The organism is Streptomyces sp. NPDC093586 (genome assembly GCF_044764905.1).
GTDB lineage: Bacteria > Actinomycetota > Actinomycetes > Streptomycetales > Streptomycetaceae > Streptomyces.
In genome coordinates this window covers 80,200-102,515 of record NZ_JBIWJA010000026.1, presented here as the reverse complement: position 1 = coordinate 102,515, position 22,316 = coordinate 80,200, and the positions used below count along the sequence as shown (strand labels likewise).

Sequence of the window (22,316 nt, the reverse complement as noted above, 5' to 3'; positions counted from 1 at the left end):
GGTCAGAGGAAGTACAGGCGGTTGAGGGAGACGGATTCGGCCGGTTCGGAGCGGATCGGTTCGCCGTCGAGGGTGACCAGGCCGGTGCGCTGGTCGACGTCGATCTGTCCGGTGCGGGAGTTCAGGCGCAGGTCGGCGGGGCCGATGCCGCGGGTGCCGCGCACGGCGACCCTGCGCCGGCGGGTCGGCATGGTGTCGTTGCCCTGGTCGAGGGCGGCCTGTGCGACGAAGGCCACCGAGATGTCGGCCGGTGTGGCGCCGTGCGCGCCGAACTGCGGGCCGAGGACGAGGGGTTCGCAGGTGTCGGTGGCCGCGTTCGGGTCGCCGACCACGCCGTACGCCGGGAAGCCCGACTTGAGGACCAGCTGCGGCTTGGCCCCGAAGTACTCCGGGCGCCACAGGACGATGTCGGCGAGCTTGCCGACCTCGATCGAGCCGACCTCGTGGGCGAGGCCGTGGGCGATGGCGGGGTTGATGGTCAGCTTGGCGATGTAACGCAGGACGCGCTCGTTGTCGTTGTCGTCGTCCGGGGCGCCGAACTCGGCCTTCATCTTGCCGGCCATGGCGAAGGTGCGGCGCACGGTCTCGCCGGCCCGGCCCATGCCCTGCGCGTCGGAGGAGGTGATGCCGATCGCGCCCAGGTCGTGCAGCACGTCCTCGGCGCCCATCGTCCCGGCGCGGATGCGGTCGCGGGCCATGGCGGCGTCGCCCGGCAGGTCGGTCTTGAGGTCGTGGACGGAGACGATCATGCCGTAGTGCTCGGCGACCGCGTCCCGTCCGAAGGGCAGGGTGGGGTTGGTGGAGGAGCCGATGACGTTGGGGACGCCGGCCATCTTCAGCACGTTGGGGACGTGTCCGCCGCCGCAGCCCTCGATGTGGAAGGCGTGGATGGTGCGGCCCTCCAGGACGCGGAGGGTGTCCTCCACGGAGAGGCATTCGTTGAGGCCGTCGCTGTGCAGGGCGACCTGGACGTCGTGCTCCTCGGCGACGCGCAGCGCGGTGTCGAGGGCGCGGGTGTGGGCGCCCATGTCCTCGTGCACCTTGAAGCCGCTCGCCCCGCCCTCGGCCAGGGCCTCGATCAGCGGGGCCTCGTGGGACGAGGAGCCCCGGCCCAGGAAGCCGATGTTGACCGGCCAGGCGTCGAACGCGCCGAACGCGTGCTTCAGCGCCCAGGGCGAGTTGACGCCGACGCCCCAGACCGGGCCGAACTCCTGGCCGATGATCGTCGTCACGCCGGAGGCGAGGGACGCCTCCATGATGCGCGGGGAGAGCAGGTGGACGTGGGTGTCGACGGCTCCGGCGGTGGCGATGAGGCCCTCGCCGGAGACGATGGACGTGCCCGTGCCGACGACGACGTCGACGCCGTCGAGGGTGTCGGGGTTGCCGGCCCGGCCGATGGAGCAGATCCGGCCCTCGCGGATGCCGATGGAGACCTTGCGGATGCCCTGCACCGCGTCGATCACGACGACGTTGCTGATGACGACGTCACAGGTCTCGCGTACGGCGGCGGCCTTGAGGTGCAGTCCGTCGCGGGCGGTCTTGCCGAAGCCGGCGAGGAACTCGTCGCCGTACTTCTGGGAGTCGGACTCGACGCGGACGGTCAGTCCCGAGTCGCCGAGGCGGACGCGGTCACCGGCGCGCGGGCCGTGGGTGGACGCGTACTCGTACGGGGTGAGGCGGCGGGCCTCGGCGGGGTGGCCTCCGGGGCGGCTCATCGGTCTTCCTCCTCGCTGGGAACACCCAGGTATCCACAGGCGGCGGCCCTGCGCAGGGCCTCTTCCTCGGCGCCCGGCGCGTCCAGCGGGCCGTCGACCAGACCGGCGAACCCGATCGCGACGCGGTCCCCGCCGATGGGCACCAGTCCGACCTCGGCGCTCTCCCCCGGCCCGAAGCGGACGGACGATCCCGCGGGCACGGCCAGGTGCATGCCGTAGGCCCGCTCGCGGTCGAAGTCCAGGCGCGGGTTGGCCTCGAAGAAGTGGAAGTGGGAGGTGACGGAGACCGGGACGCCGGCGGTGTTGGTGACGGTCAGCCGGACCACCGGCTCGGGGTCGGAGTGCTCCGGGCCGGGCAGCAGCGCGCCCGGGGCGCGGTCGCCCGGTTCTCCCCCTGCTTCATGGGGGGACCCCCGGCCGATGGGGTCGGAGACGACCGCCAGCCGGGAGCCGTCGTCGAAGACCGCCTCGACGTGCACCTCGGTGACCACGTCGGCGACGCCGGGCATCACGTCGTCGGGGCCGAGCACGGACCGGGCACGCTCGACGGCCTCCGCGAGGCGCGCACCGTCGCGGGCGGCCTCGCACACGGTGTCCGCGATCAGGGCCGTCGCCTCCGGCACGTTCAGCCGGAGCCCCCTGGCCCGGCGGGCTCGGGCCAGTTCCGCGGCCCCGAAGAGCAGCAGCCGGTCACGTTCCGTGGGTGTCAGTCTCACGACGCGGCACCTCCTTGCCTTCCTCGAGTTAGAGCATCACTCTAAACGCCGAATTCAAGGAAGGAAAAGATTCGGGGACAGTCTGGTCGGACATCACATTGAACGTCGCTCTAATTCCGAGACGGGCGTCGGCCCGGGAACGCGAAGGGCGGCCCCGGGGCCCGCTTCCACGGGTTCCGGGGCCGCCCTGTCGACGACCGGAGAGGGTGAGGCGTCGGTCGGCCTAGCCGATCCGGTGCATCCAGCCGTGGGTGTCCTCGGTGACGCCGCGCTGGATGCCGAGCAGGGCCTCGCGCAGGCGCAGCGTGGCCGGGCCGGGGGCGCCGTCGCCGTGGGTCCAGGCGTCGTTCTTGGTCTTGACGTGGCCGATGGGCGTGACGACGGCGGCGGTGCCGCAGGCGAAGACCTCGGTCAGGGCGCCGGACTTGGCGTCCTCGCGCCACTGCTCCAGCGTGACGACGCCCTCCTCGGCGGTGTAGCCGAGGTCGCGGGCGACCTGGAGGAGGGAGTCGCGGGTGATGCCCTCCAGGATCGAGCCGGTCAGCTCCGGGGTGACGATGCGGTCGCCGTAGACGAAGGCGACGTTCATGCTGCCGCTCTCCTCGACCTTGGTGCGGGTCACCGCGTCGAGATAGACGACCTGGTCGCAGCCGTGCGCGGCGGCCTCGGCCTGGGGCAGCAGGGAGGCCGCGTAGTTGCCGCCGGTCTTGGCGTCGCCGGTGCCGCCGGGGACGGCGCGGACGTGGTCCTCGGAGACCCAGATGGTGACCGGCTTCACGCCGCCGGCGAAGTAGGCGCCGGAGGGGGAGGCGATCAGCATGAACAGGTACTCGTTGGCCGGGTGCACGCCGAGCCCGGTCTCGGAGGCGAACATGAACGGGCGCAGGTAGAGGGACTCCTCGCCGCCGTGCGGCGGCACCCAGTCGGCGTCCTGGGCGAGCAGCGCGTCCAGCGCCGCGATGAACAGTTCCTCGGGCAGCTCGGCCATGGCCATGCGGCGCGCGGAGTTGCGGAAGCGGCGGGCGTTTGCCTCGGGACGGAAGAGCGCCACCGAGCCGTCCGGCTGGCGGTAGGCCTTCAGCCCTTCGAAGATCTCCTGGCCGTAGTGGAGGATGTGCGAGGACGGGTCGAGGGAGATGGGCCCGTACGGGACGAGCTGCGCGTCGTGCCAGCCCCTGCCCTCCGTCCACTTGATCGTCACCATGTGATCGGTGAAGTGGCGGCCGAACCCCGGGTTGGCCAGGATCGCCTCGCGCTCGGCGGCGGAGAGCGGGCTGGCGGAGGGCTTGAGCTCGATCGTGGGCGTCGTCATGGGTTGATGTCCTTCACCGGTTGTCGTGACGGGCCGCGCTCACGCCCGTACGGCCGGTGGCCGGTGGTAGGACGTCCGAGCATTCCCTCATGCCGCGGCTCCGCGTTCGATTATCGCGCGCGGGTCCGCGTCGGCTGAAACGGGGTGAATGCGGCCCTGGGGTCGATGGTCGCACCCGGCGGGGACAGGTGAAAGCCGCCGGGTGCCTTGTTTTCCGGACCCGGCGGCTTCGAAAGGTTGGGTTTCGAGTGCGCGGCCCGGTCAGCCGGCTACTCGTACGGCGAGCGCGTCGCCGATCTCGGACGTGCTGCGGGCGGGCTTGCCGACGCGCTCGCCGAGGTCGGCGGCGACGGCTTCCTCGATCCGGGCCGCCTCGGCGTCGTGACCGAGGTGGCGCAGCAGCAGGGCGACGGACAGGACCGTGGCGGTCGGGTCGGCCTTGCCCTGGCCGGCGATGTCGGGCGCGGAACCGTGGACCGGCTCGAACATCGAGGGGAACTCGCCGGACGGGTTGATGTTCCCGCTCGCGGCGACGCCGATACCGCCGGAGACGGCCGCGGCGAGGTCGGTGATGATGTCGCCGAAGAGGTTGTCGGTGACGATCACGTCGAAGCGCTCGGGCTGCGTGACGAGGTAGATCGTCGCCGCGTCCACGTGCATGTACTCGGTGGTGACCTCGGGGAACTCCTCGGCCACCTTGTTGAAGACGCCGGTCCACAGGTGACCGGCGAAGGTCAGCACGTTGTTCTTGTGGATCAGCGCCAGCTTCTTGCGCGGGCGGGCCTGGGCGCGGGCGAAGGCGTCGCGGACCACGCGCTCGACACCGAAGGCCGTGTTGACGGAGACCTCGGTGGCGACCTCGTGCTCGGTGCCCTTGCGGATGGTGCCGCCGTTGCCGGTGTACGGGCCCTCGGTGCCCTCGCGGACCACGACGAAGTCGATCTCCGGCTGACCGGCGAGCGGGGTGGCCACGCCGGGGAGGAGCTTCGACGGACGCAGGTTGACGTGGTGGTCGAAGGCGAAGCGGAGCTTCAGCAGGAAGCCCCGCTCCAGGACGCCGGACGGCACCGACGGGTCGCCGATCGCGCCGAGCAGGATCGCGTCGTGCCGCTTCAGGGCGTCGAGGTCGGCGTCGGTGAGGGTCTCACCGGTGGCGTGGTAGCGCCGGGCGCCGAAGTCGTACTCCTTGGTCTCCAGCTTCACATCCTGCGGAAGGACGGCGGAGAGGACCTTGAGACCTTCGGCCACGACCTCCTGGCCGATGCCGTCACCGGGGATCACTGCGAGATTGAGGATGCGAGAGCTTGCCGACATGCGCAGCACCCTACTCCTCGTCCCACGGGATGACATGCGGCGTCCGTCATGCGGACACCGCGGATGTCGGTCCGGGGTCTCGCCCGTGCTCAGTGACCGGTGGAGCCGCCGTTGTCCCGGCGGTCGAGGGCGCGCTGGAGGGCGGCGGCGGCGTTCTTGCGGTCGGAGTCGCTCGTACGGGAGATGTGGCGGACTCGGCGGCGGACGGTCGTCTCGGCCATGGGGATCGACTCCTTCGGCACAGCACGCGGAAGTGCGGAGAAAAGGGTTAACGAGACGCCGGAAGGGGACGGGGAGCGCGATGCCGCAGGGATTGCCTGCACGAGGACCGGCTCACGACCGTCATCCGCCCGATCGGGCGGGACGTTCGGCTCCTACCAAGCTAAGGGAGCGCGGAGCGTCTGTCTCCACACTTATTCGGGCTTCCTACTATCTGAGACGGTGCTCTCGGCCGCACGGCCCCGACGTGCAAAAACGCCCGACGGGCCAGGTCGGTGACCTGGCCCGTCGGGCGTCGCCCGCGGGCGTCAGCCCATGTGCGGGTAGGTGTAGTCGGTCGGTGCGACCAGCGTCTCCTTGATGGCGCGGGTCAGCGTCCAGCGCATCAGGTTCTGCGGGGCGCCGGCCTTGTCGTTGGTGCCGGAGGCACGGCCGCCGCCGAAGGGCTGCTGGCCGACGACGGCGCCGGTCGACTTGTCGTTGATGTAGAAGTTGCCGGCCGCGTAGCGCAGCTTCTCCATCGTGTACGCCGCCGCCGCGCGGTCGTTGGAGATGACCGAGCCGGTGAGGGCGTAGTCGGAGACGGACTCCATCTGGGTCAGCATCTCGTCGTACTTCTCGGGAGAGCTGTCGTCGTAGACGTACACGGCGAGGATCGGGCCGAAGTACTCGGTGCGGAACACCTCGTTCTCCGGGTCGGTGCACTCGATGACGGTCGGGCGGACGAAGTAGCCCACCGAGTCGTCGTAGGAGCCGCCGGCGACGATCGTGCAGGCGTCGTCCTCCTTGGCCCGGTCGATGGCGGCCTTGTTCTTGGCGAAGGACCGCTCGTCGATGACGGCGCCCATGAAGTTCGACAGGTCGGTGACGTCGCCCATGGTGAGGTAGTCGACCTCGGCGGCGAACTCCTCCTTGAACCCGTCGTTCCAGATGGACGCCGGGATGTACGCGCGGGAGGTGGCGCTGCACTTCTGGCCCTGGTACTCGAAGGCACCGCGGGTCAGGGCGGTCTTCAGCACGGCGCGGTCGGCGCTCGGGTGGGCGACCAGGAAGTCCTTGCCGCCCGTCTCGCCGACCAGGCGCGGGTAGGTGCGGTACTTCTCGATGTTGTTGCCGACCGTCTTCCACAGGTGCTGGAAGGTCTTGGTCGAGCCGGTGAAGTGGATGCCGGCCAGGTCGCGGTGGTTCAGGGCGACCTCGGAGACCTCCAGGCCGTCACCGGTGACCAGGTTGATGACGCCCTTGGGCAGACCGGCCTCCTCCAGCAGCTCCATCAGCAGCACGGCGGCGTGGGTCTGCGTCGGGGACGGCTTCCAGACCACCACGTTGCCCATCAGGGCCGGAGCGGTGGGCAGGTTGGCCGCGATCGCGCTGAAGTTGAAGGGCGTGATCGCGTAGACGAAGCCCTCCAGCGGGCGGTGGTCCAGGCGGTTCCACACGCCCGGCGAGTTGGCCGGGGGCTGCTCGGCGAGGATGTTCCGCGCGTAGTGGACGTTGAAGCGCCAGAAGTCGACCAGCTCGCAGGGGCTGTCGATCTCGGCCTGCTGGGCCGTCTTGGACTGGCCGAGCATGGTGGAGGCGGCGATGGTCTCGCGCCACGGGCCGGACAGCAGCTCGGCGGCGCGCAGGATGATCGCCGCGCGGTCGTCGAAGGACATCGCGCGCCACGCCGGGGCGGCGGCCAGGGCGGCGTCGATCGCGTCCTGGGCGTCCTGCTGCGTGGCGTTCGCGTACGTGCCCAGGCGGGCCTTGTGGTTGTGCGGCTGCACGACGTCGAAGCGCTCGCCGCCGCCCATCCGCTTGACGCCGCCGATGGTGCAGGGCAGGTCGATCGGGTTGTCGGCCAGCTCCTTGAGCTTGGCCTCCAGGCGGGCGCGCTCGGGCGAGCCGGGGGCGTAGCCGTGCACCGGCTCGTTGACGGGGGTGGGGACCTGGGTCACAGCGTCCATGAGCTACCTCTTCCGAGTGAATCCCTGGCTTCAGCGCGGGGCTCCGAAGCCATGTGCGTATGTTGGGCGGCGGTCAGGGCTTGACCGTCACGCGCTCGCTGCGGCGGGCGTGTGAGAAGCCCTTCGGGCGGAGTCACAAGTTCCGGGACTCCTTTCCTCCCGGCACCGGATCGGCACGGCCGACCAGTGGGCGGTAGGTGTCGTCATCCCGGACGAGCCGGGGCGGCGACAGCTACCGCTCAGCCCTTGGTGACCATCGAGCGGGCGAAGAAGCGCAGGTTCGCCGGCTTCTCCGCCAGACGGCGCATGAAGTAGCCGTACCAGTCGGTGCCGTAGGCGGTGTAGACGCGCATGCGGTGGCCCTCGGCGGCCAGTCGCAGGTGCTCCTCGCTCCGGATGCCGTACAGCATCTGGAACTCGTACTCGTCGAGCTTGCGACCGGCGGACCGGGCCAGCTCCTGCGCGATGGAGATCAGGCGGGGGTCGTGGGACCCGATCATCGGGTAGCCCTCGCCCTCCATCAGCGTGCGGAGGATCCGGACGTACGCCTTGTCGATCTCGTGCTTCTGCTGGTAGGCGACCTCTGCGGGCTCCTTGTAGGCGCCCTTCACCAACCGTACGCGACTGCCGCTGTCGGCGAGGCGGCGCGCGTCGGCCTCGGTGCGGAAGAGGTAGGCCTGGATGACGCAGCCGGTCTGCGGGAAGTCCTTGCGGAGCTCCTCGTGGATGGCGAACATCGAGTCGAGGGTGGTGTGGTCCTCGGCGTCCAGGGTGACCGTGGTGCCGATCTCGGCGGCGGCCTCGACGACCGGGCGGACGTTCTTCAGGGCCAGCTCGTGGCCCCCGTCCAGCGCCTGGCCGAACATCGACAGCTTCACGGACATCTCGGCGCGGGTGCCGAGGTCCAGCGGCTTGAGCCGGTCGACCAGCTCCAGGTAGGCGTCGCGGGCGGCCTCGGCCTGGGCGGGGGTCGTGATGTCCTCGCCGACGACGTCCATCGTCAGCTCCAGACCCTTGCCGGTGAGGTCCTGGACGATCGGCACGATCTCGTCGACCGTCTCGCCGGGGATGAACCGGTCGACGACCGGCTTGGTCACCGGCGCGGCCGAGACCAGACGTCGCATCCGGTCGCTGCGCGACGCGGCGAGAATCACGGGACCCAGCACGGGGCACCTCCACTTACCAAGCAACACAAGGCCGGTACCCGGTGTTTCGGGAACGGCACGGAGAACCACCGTGAAATCTAAGGACCTCCCCGGTCCTCGGCCATCGACAGCTGTCACGCATCCGTGCCACGGATCTCAGACAGATGTATGAAGACCCGGGCGCGAATGGGGCAGAATGCCCGGGTGACGTCGGATTCCAGAGGTGCGGCAGGTCCCGGGAGCTCCCGGGTCGACTACCAGGAGCTGGTCGACGAGATCTCCGAGCTGCTGGGCGCGCCGGCGACGCTGGAGAACCGCGACTTCGAGCTGATCGCCTTCGGCGCGTACGACAGCGAGGGCGAGCTGGACCCCTCCGCGCTGGACCCGGTGCGCACCCGCTCGATCCTCACCCGCCGTTCGACGGCGGCCGTCCGGGCGTGGTTCGAGGGCTTCGGCATCACCCGGGCGACCGGCCCGGTCCGCATCCCGCCGACCCCGGAGGCGGGGGTGTACCGGGGGCGGATCTGCCTGCCGGTCCGGCACCGGGGTGTCGTCCTCGGGTACGTCTGGCTGCTGGACACCGACCCGGGCCCGACGGAGCGGCGGCTCGCGGCGGCCATGGAGGTGACGGCCCGGATCGGCGCGCTGCTCGCGGACGAGGCGCAGCACGGTGCCGATCTGAGCCGGGAGCTGCGGGCCGTTCTGACCGCCGAGCGCGACTGGCAGCGGGACATGGCCGTGACCGAACTGCGCGCCGCCCTGGGCGCCCGCGCGGACACCCTGCACACGGTGGTGTGCGTGGCCCCCTGGCCGTCCGCCGGCCCCGACGACGCGCCCTCGGTGCGTACGGTGCCGGGGGCGACGGCACTGTGCACGCTGCCGTGGGACGGGGCAGCCGCCCCCGGCTCCGGGACGGCCCTGTCGCTGGCGCTGCTGGTCCGGTTGCGCTCGACGGACGTGCTGACCCCGGCGACGTCGGCGGCGGGACGGTTGCTGGAGCGGGCGCGCGGGGCGGCGGGGCCCGGTGCGACAGGGGTCGCGGCGGGCGTCTCCGCTCCGCGCACCGGGCTGGGAGAGCTGGCGGACGCCTGGTGGGAGGCGTCGGCGGCGGCCCGTGCGGCGCTCGCCGAGACCCGGTTCGGTCCGGTCGCCGAGTGGGCGTCCATCGGCCCGTTCCGCCTATTGGCCGCGCTGCCCCCGCGGGCCGCGCACGACCCCGCCGTACGGGCGCTGCTCTCCCCCGCCCACCACGAGCTGGCCCGCACCGCCGAGGTGTACCTGGACCGCGCCGGCCAGGCCGGCCGCACCGCCGCCGAGCTGGGCATCCACCGGCAGACGCTGTACTACCGGCTCTCCCGCGTCGAACAGCTCACCGGACTGGACCTGGACGACGGGGAGGACCGGCTGCTGCTGCACATGGCGCTCAAGGCGAATCGGCTGTAGCCGCCTCGATCACCCGCCGGAGCCCCGCGGTCAGGGCATCGGCGTCGGGTGCGCTCTTCGGATCGAAGGTCCACTGCGCGATGAGACCGGTCATCAGGGTGACGTAGAACGCACCCAGGGTGTCCGCCGTCTCGTCCGACACGTCCTCCTCCCGGCCGCCCATGAGCAGGGGGATGATGCCGCGCCCGGCCTCGCGCTGGGCACGGCCGAGGTGGTCGCGCAGCTCGGGCATCCGGTCGCCCATGACCAGCACTTCCATGCTGAGGCGCCAGACGGAACCGGGCTCCCGCATGGTGCCGATGATGGTGGACCACACCTGCTGGAACCGCTCGGTCGAACCCGGTTCGGTGTCGTCCAGAGCGGGCCCCTCCCCTTCGAAGGCGCCCCCCATCCCCTCGATCAGCGCGATGTACGCCTGCGCGAGCAGGACGTCCTTCGAGCCGTAGTGGTAGCCGATGGACGCCAGGTTGGTCCCCGACTCCTTGACGATGTCCCGCGCGGTCGTGCGCGCGAACCCCTTCTCGAGCAGGCAGCGCTTGGCGCCCTCGAGCAGATCCTCACGGTGTCCCATGGCGCCACCTTACCGAGGTTTCCATACGCATGTATTAAACAGACGTTCTAGACAGTCGTATAAGACATGCGTACAGTCGCCGTCATGACAACGAACCCGACGCGCGCCGGCCGCCGCGAGTGGACCGCGCTCACCGTGCTGATGCTCCCGCTGCTGCTGGTCTCGATGGACGTCTCCGTCCTCTACTTCGCGATTCCGGAGATCAGCGCGGACCTGGAGCCGACCGGCGCCCAGCAGCTGTGGATCTTCGACATCTATGGCTTCGTCCTGGCCGGTCTCCTGATGACGATGGGCTCGCTCGGCGACCGCGTCGGCCGCCGCAGGCTGCTCCTGTTCGGCGCGGTGGCCTTCGGCGCGGCCTCCCTGCTCGCGGCCTACGCGCACAGCGCGGAGACGCTGATCGCGGCCCGCGCGGTCCTCGGCATCGGCGGCGCCACCCTGATGCCGTCGACGATGGCGCTGGTCCGCACGATGTTCACCGACCCCGCCCAGCGGGCGAAGGCGATCGGGCTGTGGTCCGGGGTGATGACCGCCGGGATCGCGCTCGGCTCGGTGATGAGCGGCGTGCTCGTCGAGCACTTCTGGTGGGGCTCGGTCTTCCTGGTCAACCTGCCCGCGATGGCGCTGCTGCTGGTCCTCGGCCCGTTCCTGCTCCCCGAGTCGAAGAACCCCTCTCCCGGTCGTTTCGACCTGCTGAGCGTCCCGCTGTCGATGGCGGCGGTCCTGCCCGTGATCTACGGGCTGAAGGAACTGTCCGCCGAGGGCTGGAACGTCCGGTACGTCGTCTCGATCACCGTCGGCCTGCTGTTCGCGGCGCTGTTCGTGCGGCGCCAGCGCACCGCGGCCTCGCCGATGATCTCGCCCGCCCTCTTCCGCGGGCACGGATTCACCCCGGCCGTCGTCCTCAACCTGGTGTCGGCCTTCGGGATGATGGGGTCCTCCTACTTCACCACCCAGTACCTCCAGTCCGTCCTGGACAAGAGCGCGCTGGAGGCCGCGCTGTGGGCCCTGCTGCCGTCGGTCTTCATCGGCTTCGCCGCGCCGCTCGCCATGCGGCTGGTCCAGCGGGGTGTGGAGCGGGCGCACGTGGTGGCGGGTGGTTTCGTGGTCGCGGCGTGCGGTTACGCGCTGCTGGCCTGCGCCGGCACCGACTCCCTGTGGCTGGTGCTGGTGGCCTGCGGGATCATGGCGGGCGGCATCGTCGCGGTGATGTCCCAGCTCACCGACCTGGCGCTCGGTTCCGCCCCGGTGGAGAAGGCGGGCGCGGCGTCCTCCCTGATGGAGACCGGCACCGAGTTCGGCGGCGCGCTGAGCCTGGCGGTCCTGGGCTCCGTCGGTACGGCCCTCTACCACCACGAGATGCCGGCCTCGGCGCCGGACGCGGCTCAGGAGACCCTGGGCGGCGCGCTGGCGGTCGCCGGACAGCTGCCGGGGTCCGCGGGAGAGGCCCTGGCGACGGCGGCGCGGGAGGCGTTCACCGACGGAATGCGGGGCGCCGCGATCGCGGGCGCGGTGCTGCTGCTGGCGGCGCTCCCGGCGGCGCGCGCACTGCGCGGCATCCGGGTGCGCGAGAACGCGGACACGGAAAACGCCGGACAGGCTGATCGGCTCAGCCCGTCCGGCGTGTGAAACCGTCTCGCGACGGTCGGTCAGACCAGGTTCACCGACCGCGCGAACGCCGCGCCGATCTCCGAGGCGACCTCGGTCAGCACCCCGGCGGGCACCGTGCCGTCGACGGTCAGCACCGCGAGGGCCTCGCCGCCGACGGTCGCGCGGGCGACCTGCATGCCGGCGATGTTGAGACCCGCCTCGCCGATGATCCGGCCGACGGTGCCGACGACGCCGGGGCGGTCCTCGTAGCGCAGCACCACCATGTGGTCGGCGAGGGCCAGGTCGACGTCGTACTCGCCGATGGCGACGATCTTCTGCACGTGCTTCGGGCCGGCGAGCGTGCCGGAGACCGACACCTCCTGGCCGTCGGCGAGGGTGCCGCGCACGGTGACGACGTTGCGGTGGTCGGCCGACTCGGAGCTGGTGGTCAGGCGGACCTCGACGCCGCGCTCCTGGGCGAACAGCGGGGCGTTGACGTAGGACACGGTCTCGTCGACGACGTCCTCGAAGACGCCCTTGAGGGCGGAGAGCTCCAGCACCTTCACGTCGTGCTGGGTGATCTCGCCGTAGACCTCGACGTCGAGGCGGACGGCGACCTCGCCCGCGAGGGCGGTGAAGATGCGGCCGAGGCGCTCGGCGAGCGGTAGGCCCGGCTTGACGTCCTCGGCGATGACACCGCCCTGGACGTTCACCGCGTCGGGGACCAGCTCACCGGCGAGGGCGAGGCGCACCGACTTGGCGACGGCGATGCCGGCCTTCTCCTGGGCCTCGTCGGTGGAGGCGCCGAGGTGCGGGGTGCAGACCACCTGGTCGAACTCGAACAGGGGCGAGTCGGTGCACGGTTCCTTGGCGTACACGTCCAGGCCGGCGCCGGCGACGCGGCCCTCCTTCAGCGCCGAGTACAGCGCCTCCTCGTCGACGATGCCGCCGCGCGCGGCGTTGACGATGCGGACGCTCGGCTTGACCTTGCGCAGCGCCTCGTCGCCGATCAGGCCGAGGGTCTCGGGGGTCTTGGGCAGGTGGACGGTGATGAAGTCGGAGACCTCGAGCAGCTCGTCCAGCGACAGGACCTTGACGCCCATCTGCGCGGCGCGCGCGGGCTGCACGTAGGGGTCGTAGGCGACGACCTTCATGCCGAAGGCCGACATGCGCTGCGCGACGAGGGCGCCGATGCGGCCGAGGCCGACGACGCCGAGGGTCTTCTCGGCGAGCTCGACGCCGGTGTACTTGCTGCGCTTCCACTCGCCGTTCTTCAGCGCGGCGTTGGCCTGCGGGATGTTGCGGGCCGTGGCGACGAGGAGGCCGCAGGCCAGCTCGGCGGCGGTCACGATGTTGGAGGTCGGGGCGTTCACGACCATCACGCCGGCCTTGGTGGCGGCGGAGACGTCGACGTTGTCCAGGCCGACGCCGGCTCGTGCGACGACCTTGAGCTTCTTGGCGGCGGCGATGGCCTCGGCGTCGACCTTGGTGGCGGAGCGGACCAGGATCGCGTCCACGTCGGCGATGGCGGGGAGCAGTTCGGCCCGGTCCGCACCGTTGCAGTGGCGGATCTCGAAGTCGGGGCCGAGCGCGTCCACGGTCGCGGGCGACAGCTCTTCAGCGATGAGTACGACAGGTTTCGAGCTCACGTGAGTCCTCACAAGTCCAATGCGGACGGCCGTCCCGACGGCCGCAGGCGGTGGAGGGGAGTGACACCGGGGAAGGGCGGGTGCGTTCCCGCGTCGTTCGGTGCGTGCTCTCGGCGTGCCGGGCGGAGGTCCTCGTAGCGGGGCTACTAGGGCCTTTGCCCGGTGCGGCGAGAGTGCGTGCCGGGCGGCGTGGGGACGTGCCTGCACTTCTCCGGGGTCGCTAGGCCGCGTGGAAGACGCACGACGCTGTGAGCCTGACGCGTATGTTGTGCAGCAGTCTAGTGGCGTGGTGGAGGTCGTCCTGCGCCTCTGCGGAAGGATCACCCGTCCGTGGCTGGACGGGATGGACAACGCCGTGCCTACGACGTTACCCCGGGTTCGCCGAAGGGGCCGGAGCGATGCGCTCCGGCCCCTTCGGCCACGAGGCTTACGCCTCCTCGTCGACCCAGCTCATGAGCTTGCGCAGCTCCTTGCCGGTGGTCTCCAGCAGGTGCTCGGAGTCCTGCTGCTTGTACTCGTTGTACTTCTTCAGACCGCCGTGGTACTCGTCCATCCAGTTCTTGGCGAACGTGCCGTCCTGGATCTCGGCGAGGACCTTCTTCATCTCGGCCTTGGTGGCGTCGGTGATGATGCGCGGGCCGGTGACGTAGTCGCCCCACTCGGCGGTCTCGGAGATCGACCAGCGCATCTTCTCCAGGCCGCCCTCGTACATGAGGTCCACGATCAGCTTCAGCTCGTGCAGGCACTCGAAGTAGGCGATCTCCGGCTGGTAGCCCGCCTCGGTCAGGGTCTCGAAGCCCGCCTTGACCAGGGCCGCGGTGCCACCGCAGAGGACGGCCTGCTCACCGAACAGGTCGGTCTCGGTCTCCTCGGTGAAGGTCGTCTTGATGACGCCGGCGCGGGTGCCGCCGATGCCCTTCGCGTACGACAGGGCCAGCGCGAAGGCGTTGCCGGTCGCGTCCTGCTCGACGGCGGCGATGCAGGGAACGCCGCGGCCCTCCTCGTACTGACGGCGCACCAGGTGGCCCGGGCCCTTGGGGGCGACCATGCAGACGTCCACGCCGGCCGGGGGCTTGATGAAGCCGTAGCGGATGTTCAGGCCGTGGCCGAAGAACAGCGCGTCGCCGTCCTTCAGGTTGTCCTTGATGTGCTTCTCGTAGACCTCGGCCTGGATGGGGTCCGGGACGAGGATCATGATGACGTCGGCCTCGGCGGCGGCCTCGGACGGGCTCACCACGCGCAGGCCCTGCTCCTCGGCCTTGGCCTTGGACTTGGAGCCCTCGTGCAGACCGACGCGCACGTCGACACCCGAGTCACGGAGCGACAGCGCGTGGGCGTGGCCCTGGCTGCCGTAACCGATGACCGCGACCTTGCGGCCCTGGATGATGGACAGGTCGGCGTCGGCGTCGTAGAACAGCTCGGCCACTGGGTTCTCTCCTTGTGTGCAGGTGTTGCGTCCCACCGTATGCCGGTGGAGGGAAGGGAAGTCTCGGGGTCTCGGAATGCGGGCGGCCGGGCGTGGCGCCGGCCGCCCGTTGTCGTCGTTATGCGGACCGGTCGAGTGCGCGCAGCGAGCGGTCCGTGATCGAACGGGCGCCGCGCCCGATGGCGATCGTGCCGGACTGGACGAGTTCCTTGATGCCGTACGGTTCCAGCATCTTGAGCATGGCGGACAGCTTGTCGCTGCTGCCGGTGGCCTCGATGGTGACGGCCTCCGGGGAGACGTCGACCGTCTTGGCGCGGAAGAGCTGGACGATCTCGACGATCTGGGAGCGCGTCTCGTTGTCGGAGCGCACCTTCACCAGGACGAGTTCGCGCTGCACGGCCTGGGTGGGCTCCAGCTCGACGATCTTGAGCACGTTGACCAGCTTGTTGAGCTGCTTGGTGACCTGCTCCAGCGGGAACTCCTCGACGCTCACCACGATGGTGATGCGGGAGATGTCGGGGTGCTCGGTGACGCCGACGGCGAGCGAGTCGATGTTGAAGCCGCGGCGGGAGAACAGGGCGGCGATCCGGGCGAGGATGCCGGGCGTGTTCTCCACCAGGACGGAGAGCGTGTGCTTGGACATGTTCTGCTTCCTCTGCTTGGTCCTGTCGGCTCTCAGTCGTCTTCGCCGTCGCCGAAGTCGGGGCGGACGTCCCGGGCGGCCATGATCTCGTCGTTGGAGGTGCCGGCGGCGACCATCGGCCAGACCATCGCGTCCTCGTGGACGATGAAGTCGACGACGACGGGGCGGTCGTTGACGGAGTTGGCCTCCTCGATGACCTTGTCGAGGTCGGCGGGGTCCTCGCAGCGGATGGCGTAGCAGCCCATGGCCTCCGACAGCTTCACGAAGTCGGGGACGCGGGTGCCGCGGGCGTCCGGGTTGATGTCCTCGGGACCGGAGTGCAGCACCGTGTTGGAGTACCGCTGGTTGTAGAACAGGGTCTGCCACTGGCGGACCATCCCGAGGGCGCCGTTGTTGATGACGGCGACCTTGATCGGGATGTTGTTCAGGGCGCAGGTGGTCAGTTCCTGGTTGGTCATCTGGAAGCAGCCGTCGCCGTCGATCGCCCAGACGGTCCGGTCGGGCATGCCGGCCTTGGCGCCCATGGCGGCCGGGACGGCGTAGCCCATGGTCCCGGCGCCGCCGGAGTTCAGCCAGGTGGCGGGCTGCTCGTACTGGACGAAGTGCGCGGCCCACATCTGGTGCTGGCCGACGCCGGCCGCGAAGATCGTGCCCTCGGGCGCGAGCTGCCCGATGCGCTCGATGACCGCCTGCGGGGAGAGCGAGCCGTCCTCGGGCTGGTCGTAGCCGAGAGGGTAGGTCTCGCGCCAGCGGTCGAGGTCCTTCCACCAGGCGGTGTAGTCGCCCCGGTTGCCCTCGCTGTGCTCCTTCTGGACGGCCTGGACGAGGTCGGCGATGACCTCGCGGGCGTCGCCGACGATCGGCACGTCGGCCTCGCGGTTCTTGCCGATCTCCGCCGGGTCGATGTCGGCGTGGACGATCTTGGCGTACGGGGCGAAGCTGTCCAGCTTGCCGGTGACGCGGTCGTCGAAGCGGGCTCCGAGGGCGACGATCAGGTCGGCCTTCTGCAGCGCGGTGACGGCGGTGACCGCACCGTGCATGCCCGGCATCCCCACGTGCAGCGGGTGGCTGTCGGGGAACGCGCCGAGCGCCATCAGGGTGGTGGTGACGGGCGCTCCGGTGAGTTCGGCGAGGACCTTCAGCTCGGCGGTGGCCCGCGCCTTGAGGACGCCGCCGCCGACGTAGAGCACGGGGCGCTTCGCGGCGGTGATCAGCTTGGCCGCCTCACGGATCTGCTTGGCGTGCGGCTTGGTGACCGGGCGGTAGCCGGGCAGGTCCGTGACCGGCGGCCAGGAGAAGACCGTCTGCGCCTGCAGCACGTCCTTCGGGATGTCGACCAGGACCGGGCCGGGACGGCCGGTCGAGGCGATGTGGAACGCCTCCGCGATCGTCTTCGGGATGTCCTCGGCCTTGGTGACCAGGAAGCTGTGCTTGGTGATCGGCATCGTGATGCCGACGATGTCCGCCTCCTGGAAGGCGTCCGTGCCGATCGCCTTGGTGACGACCTGGCCGGTGATCGCGACCAGCGGCACCGAGTCCATGTTCGCGTCGGCGATCGGCGTCACCAGGTTGGTGGCGCCGGGGCCCGAGGTCGCCATGCAGACGCCGACCTTGCCGGTCGCCTGGGCGTAACCGGTGGCCGCGTGGCCCGCGCCCTGCTCGTGACGGACGAGCACGTGGCGCACCCGGCTGGAGTCCATCATCGGGTCGTACGCCGGAAGGATCGTGCCCCCGGGAATGCCGAATACGGTGTCGACCCCGACCTCCTCAAGCGAGCGGATGAGGGACTTCGCACCCGTGACGTGCTCGGGGGCGGACTGTCCTCCGGATCGGGGCCGCGGCTGCGGGTGATGGGCCCCGGTGGCCTGCTCGGTCATCGGCATTCTCTTCTCGATGCTGAGGGTTTTTGCGAGGGTCGGGCGATCTGCGGCTGCTGCTCGGCAGGTGCCTGTGCAACAAAAAACCCCTCGTGCCATAAGGCAAGCGAGGGGAGCGCGTCGGGTGTGGATCGCTGGGAGTCCGGGTCGGTCCGGACGTCACCAGCTTCAGCCGACGCGCTGTCCAAGTACGAGAATTCGGGTGCGCATGGCACTGACCCTCTCCCCGGCACGCACCCACTGTCAAGTGGGTGGGACGGGCGTCTCATTATGTGAGCGGAGGGCCGTGCCACCTCCCAGGACGGCCGGCAGCCCGGAGCCGACGCCGCCGACGACCTGACCGGCGGGAGCGTTGCCGACGCCCGCGCCGACGGTGTGGGTGTACACCCCCGCACCGCCGCCCGCGAACGCCGGTTCGGCCGGTCCGTGCGGCACCGGGTACCGGCCGGCGCCGAGCGCCCTGCGCAGCCGGTGCTCGTCCAACGGCCCGGAGAAGGCCATCCCCTGCCCGTGCGTGCAACCCATCGCCCGCAGGGCGACGATCTGTTCGGGCAGGTCCACTCCGTCGGCCACGGACGTGAGTCCGAGGTCGGTGGCGATGCGGAGCAGCCCACTGGTGATCTTGTGCAGCCGCGCGGACTCGACGACGCCCTCGACCAGGCTCCGGTCCAGCTTGAGGACGTCGACGGGCAGCCGCCTGAGAGCGGTGATCGCCGCGTGGCCGCTGCCGAAGCCGTCGAGCGTGATCCGGACGCCGACCCGACGCAGCGCGTTCAGCCGGCGCTCCAGCTCGTCCAGGGCGACCCGGGGGTCGATGTCGGACAGCTCGATCACCAGGGAGCCCGGCGGCAGCCCGTGCCGGGTCAGCAGGGCCTCCACGGAGCCCAGCGGCATGGAGCGGTCGAGCAGCCGCCGGGCGCCGATCCTCACGACCACGGGCACCGACAGGCCGGCCGCCGCCCGCTGCGCGGCCTGCTCGACGGCCTCCTGGAGCACCCACCGGTCCAGCTCGGCGGTCTTGTCGCCGTCCTCGGTCACCCGCAGGAAGTCGGCGGGGGTGAACAGCACGCCCTGGGACGAGCGCCAGCGCGGCTGGGCGCACACGGCCGTGATCCGGCCGTCCGTCAGGGACGCCACCGGCTGGTGCAGCAGCGCGAACTCGCCGTCGTGCAGCGCGGCCCGCAGCCGGCCGGCCAGCTCGGCCTTGCGTACGACGTCCTGCTGCATCTGCGGTCTGTACAGCTCGACGCGCCCCTTGCCGCCCGCCTTGGCGCGGTACATGGCGAGGTCGGCGTTGCGCAGCAACTCGCCCGCGCCGAGGCCCGGTTCGGCGAACGCGACACCGATGGAGGCGTTGACGCGGACGTCGTTGCCGTCGATGAGGTAGGGCTGCGAGAGCGTCGCCCTGAGGCGGTCGGCGAGCTCCAGGATGTGTCCCTCGCGCGCGGTCCGGTCACGGGTGCCGTCCCCGGCGATCAGGGCGGCGAACTCGTCACCGCCCAGTCGGGCGGCGGTGTCGCCCTTGCGGACGGCTTCCTGGAGTCTGCGGGCGGCCTGGACGAGGAGTTCGTCCCCGGCCTGGTGCCCGATGGTGTCGTTGACCGCCTTGAATCCGTCGAGGTCGATGAAGAGCACCGCCGTCCCGCGCAGGGCGGCGCCCCGGTCCGAGGCGCGGCGGCCGGACAGGGCCTGCTGGACGCGTCGGGTGAACAGGGCCCGGTTGGGCAGGTCGGTGAGCGGGTCGTGCTCGGCGTTGTGCTGGAGCTGCGCCTGGAGGCGCACTCTCTCGGTCACGTCACGGCTGTTGAAGATGAGGCCCCCGTGGTGCCGGTTGACGGTCGATTCGACGTTGAGCCAGCCACCGCCTCCGGACCTGAAGCGGCACTCGATGCGCGTGGTGGGTTCCTCGACCGGGTCGGCGGCGAGGAAGCGGCGCACCTCGTGCACCACGCAGCCGAGGTCCTCCGGGTGGATCAGTCCCGCCAGTTCGCTGCCGACGAGGTCCTCCGCCGGGCGGCCGTAGACCCCGGCGGCGGCCGGGGAGACGTAGCGGAGGACACCGTTGGGCGCGGCGATCATGATGACGTCGCTGGAGCCCTGCACCAGGGAGCGGAAGTGGTTCTCCTTCTGGGCCAGTTCCTGGGCGAGGGTGATGTTGTCGAGCAGCATGATGCCCTGGCGTACGACGAGCGCGAGCACCACCGTGCCGCAGGTCAGGAGCACCACGCGGTCGACGCTGCGGCCGTTGAGGACGTTGTAGAGGATGCCCAGGGTGCAGACCGCGGCGGCGAGGTAGGGCGTGAGCGCGGCCAGGGATCCGGCGATGGGCCGGGCGGCCGGATAGCGGCTCAGCTCGTCGCCCGGCGCGGACGCGGGCGGGGAGGGGGGTGGGGAGACGGGCGCCGGGCGGGGGTCCGCGGCGCGCCGGCCCGGCACGTGCTCGTGGACCACGCGCGTGTGCCCGCCGGTCCCGTCCTCGCCCTGTGGCCGTCCCCGCCACGACGTGGCCCAGGGGGCGTACGCCAGCAGCAGCGACCCCGCGAACCAGCCGGCGTCGAGCAACTGGCCGGAGTGGTAGTTGTTGCGCAGCAGCGGCGAGGTGAACAGGGCGTCGCTCAGCACCGTCAGGGCGAGCGCGCCGATGGCGGTGTTGACCGTGGACCGTCCCACGGGCGAGCGCCTGAAGTGCAGCGCGAGCACCATGCTGATCAGGGCGATGTCGAGCAGCGGGTACGCCACCGAGAGCGCGGCGCGCGCCACGCTGGAGCCGCCCTCGGCCTTGGCCGCCTGGGCGAGGGCCAGGCTCCAGGCCAGGGTCAGCAGCGAACCGCCGATCAGCCAGGCGTCCAGGCCGAGGCAGATCCAACCCGCCTTGCTGACCGGGCGTTTGGCCAGCACCAGCAGTCCCACGATGGCGGGCGGGGCGAAGCACAGGAAGAACAGGTCGGCATAGCTGGGGCTCGGCACCGACTGCCGCAGGACGACCTCGTACCACCCCCAGACCAGATTGCCCAGGGCCGCCATCACCGAGGAGAGGGCGAACAGGAGCCAGGCGGACCGGAAGCCGACCCGGTTGCCGCGGGCGTAGAGGAAACAGGAGACGGCGGCGACGCCGGCGGCGGCGCTCAGCCCGAAGTCGCCCATGATCGTGGCGACGTACCGGGAACCCCAGCCGAACGCGGAACCGATGGCGTATCCCGCGCAGACCACGGCCAGGGCGAGCTGGTGGACCAGAGCCGGCCGGCCGACGGCCGGCGCCGGTGCGGACGGCGGGGGTCCGGGCGCGGGATGCGCCCGCGGTGCTCCGTCCAGCGTGGGTACGGACGTGGGCGGACTCACCGGGACCTCCAGGTCCGCGTCGCCGCGTCCCGTGGGCCCGGGGGCGCCGCGTGTGCCGGGGACGTCGGGAGCGCCGGGAACGCCTGCTTCCTGCGGCTGCTCTGACGTCGCTGGTGATGACCGTGCTGACCGTGATGGCCGCCGTGGTGGCCGGGCCGGCCCCGCCGGTGCGCGGCCGTGCGCCAGGGTCGCCGGCGGCGGCTCCGCCACGTCGGGTCGTTCGTCCATAGGCCGTGCATCGCCCGTCGCCCCCCTCACAGTCTGAGTCGTCCGTCCCCGGCGCCGAACGGTGCGCGGCGCGTCCCCTGTCGGACGATACACCAGTCTCGTCACTCAGGGACATAGCTTCTCTACGCTCCGTGACGACCAGGGAGTATGCGGGTACCCACCGCGCCCGGGAGGTTGCGGAGGGTACCCGAAACGGATTACCCGCCCGTCGTCAGGATCACGTTCCGCAGCGGCTCCCGGTTCGCGAACCGGGTCAACTGGTCCACCAGCAGCCGCTTGGCGCGCGGCAGGAAGGCGGACGTCGGCCCGCCGGCGTGCGGGCTGACGAGCACGCCCGGAGCGTGCCACAGGGGGTGGCCCGGCGGCAGCGGTTCGGGGTCGGTGACGTCGAGGGCGGCGGTGAGGCGCCCGCTCTCCAGTTCGGCGAGCAGCGCCTTGGTGTCGACGACGGGACCGCGCGCCACGTTGACGAGCAGGGCCCCGTCCTTCATCCGGGCCAGGAAGTCCGCGTTCACGAGGGAGCGGGTCGCCTCGGTGAGCGGCGTGGAGAGGATGACGACGTCCGCCTCCGGGAGCAGGGCGGGCAGTTCGGTGAGCGGATGCACCGGACCGCGCGCCGTGGTGCGCGCGGAGCGCGCGACGCGCGCCACCCGCGCGACCTCGAACGGCACGAGCCGGTCCTCGATCGCGGCGCCGATCGACCCGTATCCGACGACGAGCACGTTCCGGTCGGCGAGCGCCGGCCGGAAGCCGCCGAGCCACTCGCCGCGGTCCTGCGCCCGCACGAAGTCGGGGACACCGCGCAGCGACGCCAGGATCAGGGTCAGGGTCAGCTCGGCGGTGCTGGCCTCGTGGACACCGCGGGCGTTGCACAGCCGCACGCCCGCGGGCAGGTCGCCGAGTGCCGGCTCCACGTGGTCGATGCCGGCGGAGAGCGTCTGGACGACCTGGACGGACCGCATGTGCGCCAGCGGGCGGGTCCCGACACCGCTGGGCTTCATGTAGGGGACGACGTAGTACGCGCAGTCGGCCGGGTCGGCGGGGAAGTCCTCCTCGCCGTTCCAGTAACGGTAGGCGGGGCCCTCGGGGAGGCCTTCGATCTCGTCCGGCGGGATGGGCAGCCACACGTCAGCAGTCATGTCAGGAGGCTATGTCAGGGCCGTGGAACGGCAGAGGTTAG

At 71.1% G+C, this 22,316-nt stretch carries 16 protein-coding genes; 2 read left to right on the top strand and 14 right to left on the bottom strand.

What is annotated here, in order from left to right:
* Positions 1-2 precede the first annotated feature (2 nt).
* The 7 genes from ACIRFH_RS25060 to ACIRFH_RS25030 form a co-directional block, all read right to left on the bottom strand.
* Entirely contained in the window at positions 3-1,715 is a 1,713-nt protein-coding gene (locus ACIRFH_RS25060) for an urease subunit alpha (RefSeq protein WP_403524852.1), read from the bottom strand.
* Positions 1,712-2,431 carry an urease subunit gamma gene (gene ureA / locus ACIRFH_RS25055; RefSeq protein WP_403524849.1) on the bottom strand — a complete coding sequence of 240 codons (720 nt, stop codon included), beginning with the start codon at positions 2,429-2,431 and terminating at the stop codon, positions 1,712-1,714. The genes ACIRFH_RS25060 and ureA overlap by 4 nt, the downstream gene beginning before the upstream one ends.
* A gap of 223 nt (positions 2,432-2,654) precedes the next feature.
* Positions 2,655-3,743 carry a branched-chain amino acid aminotransferase gene (locus ACIRFH_RS25050; protein ID WP_403524847.1) on the bottom strand — a complete coding sequence of 363 codons (1,089 nt, stop codon included), beginning with the start codon at positions 3,741-3,743 and terminating at the stop codon, positions 2,655-2,657.
* A 261-nt stretch (positions 3,744-4,004) separates the two neighbouring features.
* Complete coding sequence (locus ACIRFH_RS25045; RefSeq protein ID WP_403524845.1) at positions 4,005-5,057, bottom strand: 3-isopropylmalate dehydrogenase; 1,053 nt, start codon at positions 5,055-5,057, stop codon at positions 4,005-4,007.
* Between the two features lie 89 nt (positions 5,058-5,146).
* The gene (locus ACIRFH_RS25040) at positions 5,147-5,278 is read right to left on the bottom strand and encodes a hypothetical protein (RefSeq protein ID WP_302898735.1); all 132 of its coding nucleotides are present in this window, start codon (positions 5,276-5,278) and stop codon (positions 5,147-5,149) included.
* Positions 5,279-5,584: 306 nt separating this feature from the next.
* Positions 5,585-7,225: an L-glutamate gamma-semialdehyde dehydrogenase gene (gene pruA / locus ACIRFH_RS25035; protein ID WP_403524842.1), complete on the bottom strand. Its 1,641-nt coding sequence runs from the start codon at positions 7,223-7,225 to the stop codon at positions 5,585-5,587.
* A gap of 239 nt (positions 7,226-7,464) precedes the next feature.
* The gene (locus tag ACIRFH_RS25030; RefSeq protein WP_403524838.1) at positions 7,465-8,391 is read right to left on the bottom strand and encodes a proline dehydrogenase family protein; all 927 of its coding nucleotides are present in this window, start codon (positions 8,389-8,391) and stop codon (positions 7,465-7,467) included.
* A 165-nt stretch (positions 8,392-8,556) separates the two neighbouring features.
* Between ACIRFH_RS25030 and ACIRFH_RS25025 the strand changes: the two genes are divergently transcribed.
* On the top strand, positions 8,557-9,813 hold the full coding sequence (locus ACIRFH_RS25025; RefSeq protein ID WP_403524835.1) for a PucR family transcriptional regulator: 1,257 nt from the start codon (positions 8,557-8,559) through the stop codon (positions 9,811-9,813).
* On the opposite strand, the gene ACIRFH_RS25020 is transcribed toward ACIRFH_RS25025, so the two are convergent.
* Positions 9,794-10,384 (bottom strand): TetR/AcrR family transcriptional regulator, encoded by a 591-nt coding sequence (locus ACIRFH_RS25020; protein ID WP_403524832.1) that lies wholly within the window; start codon positions 10,382-10,384, stop codon positions 9,794-9,796. The two genes, ACIRFH_RS25025 and ACIRFH_RS25020, sit on opposite strands and share 20 nt — an antisense overlap.
* Before the next feature lie 66 nt (positions 10,385-10,450).
* Here ACIRFH_RS25020 and ACIRFH_RS25015 point away from each other — a divergent pair, with 66 nt between their 5' ends.
* The gene (locus ACIRFH_RS25015) at positions 10,451-12,013 is read left to right on the top strand and encodes an MFS transporter (RefSeq protein WP_403524829.1); all 1,563 of its coding nucleotides are present in this window, start codon (positions 10,451-10,453) and stop codon (positions 12,011-12,013) included.
* A 20-nt stretch (positions 12,014-12,033) separates the two neighbouring features.
* Here ACIRFH_RS25015 and serA read toward each other — a convergent pair whose 3' ends face one another.
* From serA to ACIRFH_RS24985, 6 genes are all read right to left on the bottom strand, one after another.
* Entirely contained in the window at positions 12,034-13,623 is a 1,590-nt protein-coding gene (gene serA, locus ACIRFH_RS25010; protein WP_403524826.1) for a phosphoglycerate dehydrogenase, read from the bottom strand.
* A gap of 427 nt (positions 13,624-14,050) precedes the next feature.
* Positions 14,051-15,049 (bottom strand): ketol-acid reductoisomerase, encoded by a 999-nt coding sequence (gene ilvC / locus ACIRFH_RS25005; protein WP_356556014.1) that lies wholly within the window; start codon positions 15,047-15,049, stop codon positions 14,051-14,053.
* 118 nt (positions 15,050-15,167) lie between these two features.
* Entirely contained in the window at positions 15,168-15,692 is a 525-nt protein-coding gene (ilvN, locus tag ACIRFH_RS25000; protein WP_055421816.1) for an acetolactate synthase small subunit, read from the bottom strand.
* Positions 15,693-15,724: 32 nt separating this feature from the next.
* The gene (locus tag ACIRFH_RS24995) at positions 15,725-17,569 is read right to left on the bottom strand and encodes an acetolactate synthase large subunit (protein ID WP_403524823.1); all 1,845 of its coding nucleotides are present in this window, start codon (positions 17,567-17,569) and stop codon (positions 15,725-15,727) included.
* A 243-nt stretch (positions 17,570-17,812) separates the two neighbouring features.
* Positions 17,813-20,908, bottom strand: coding sequence for a putative bifunctional diguanylate cyclase/phosphodiesterase (locus ACIRFH_RS24990; RefSeq protein ID WP_403524820.1), 3,096 nt, complete (start codon positions 20,906-20,908; stop codon positions 17,813-17,815).
* A gap of 425 nt (positions 20,909-21,333) precedes the next feature.
* A complete protein-coding gene (locus ACIRFH_RS24985) occupies positions 21,334-22,275 on the bottom strand; it encodes a 2-hydroxyacid dehydrogenase (RefSeq protein WP_403524817.1) in 942 nt (313 codons plus the stop codon).
* Between the last annotated feature and the right edge of the window lie 41 nt (positions 22,276-22,316).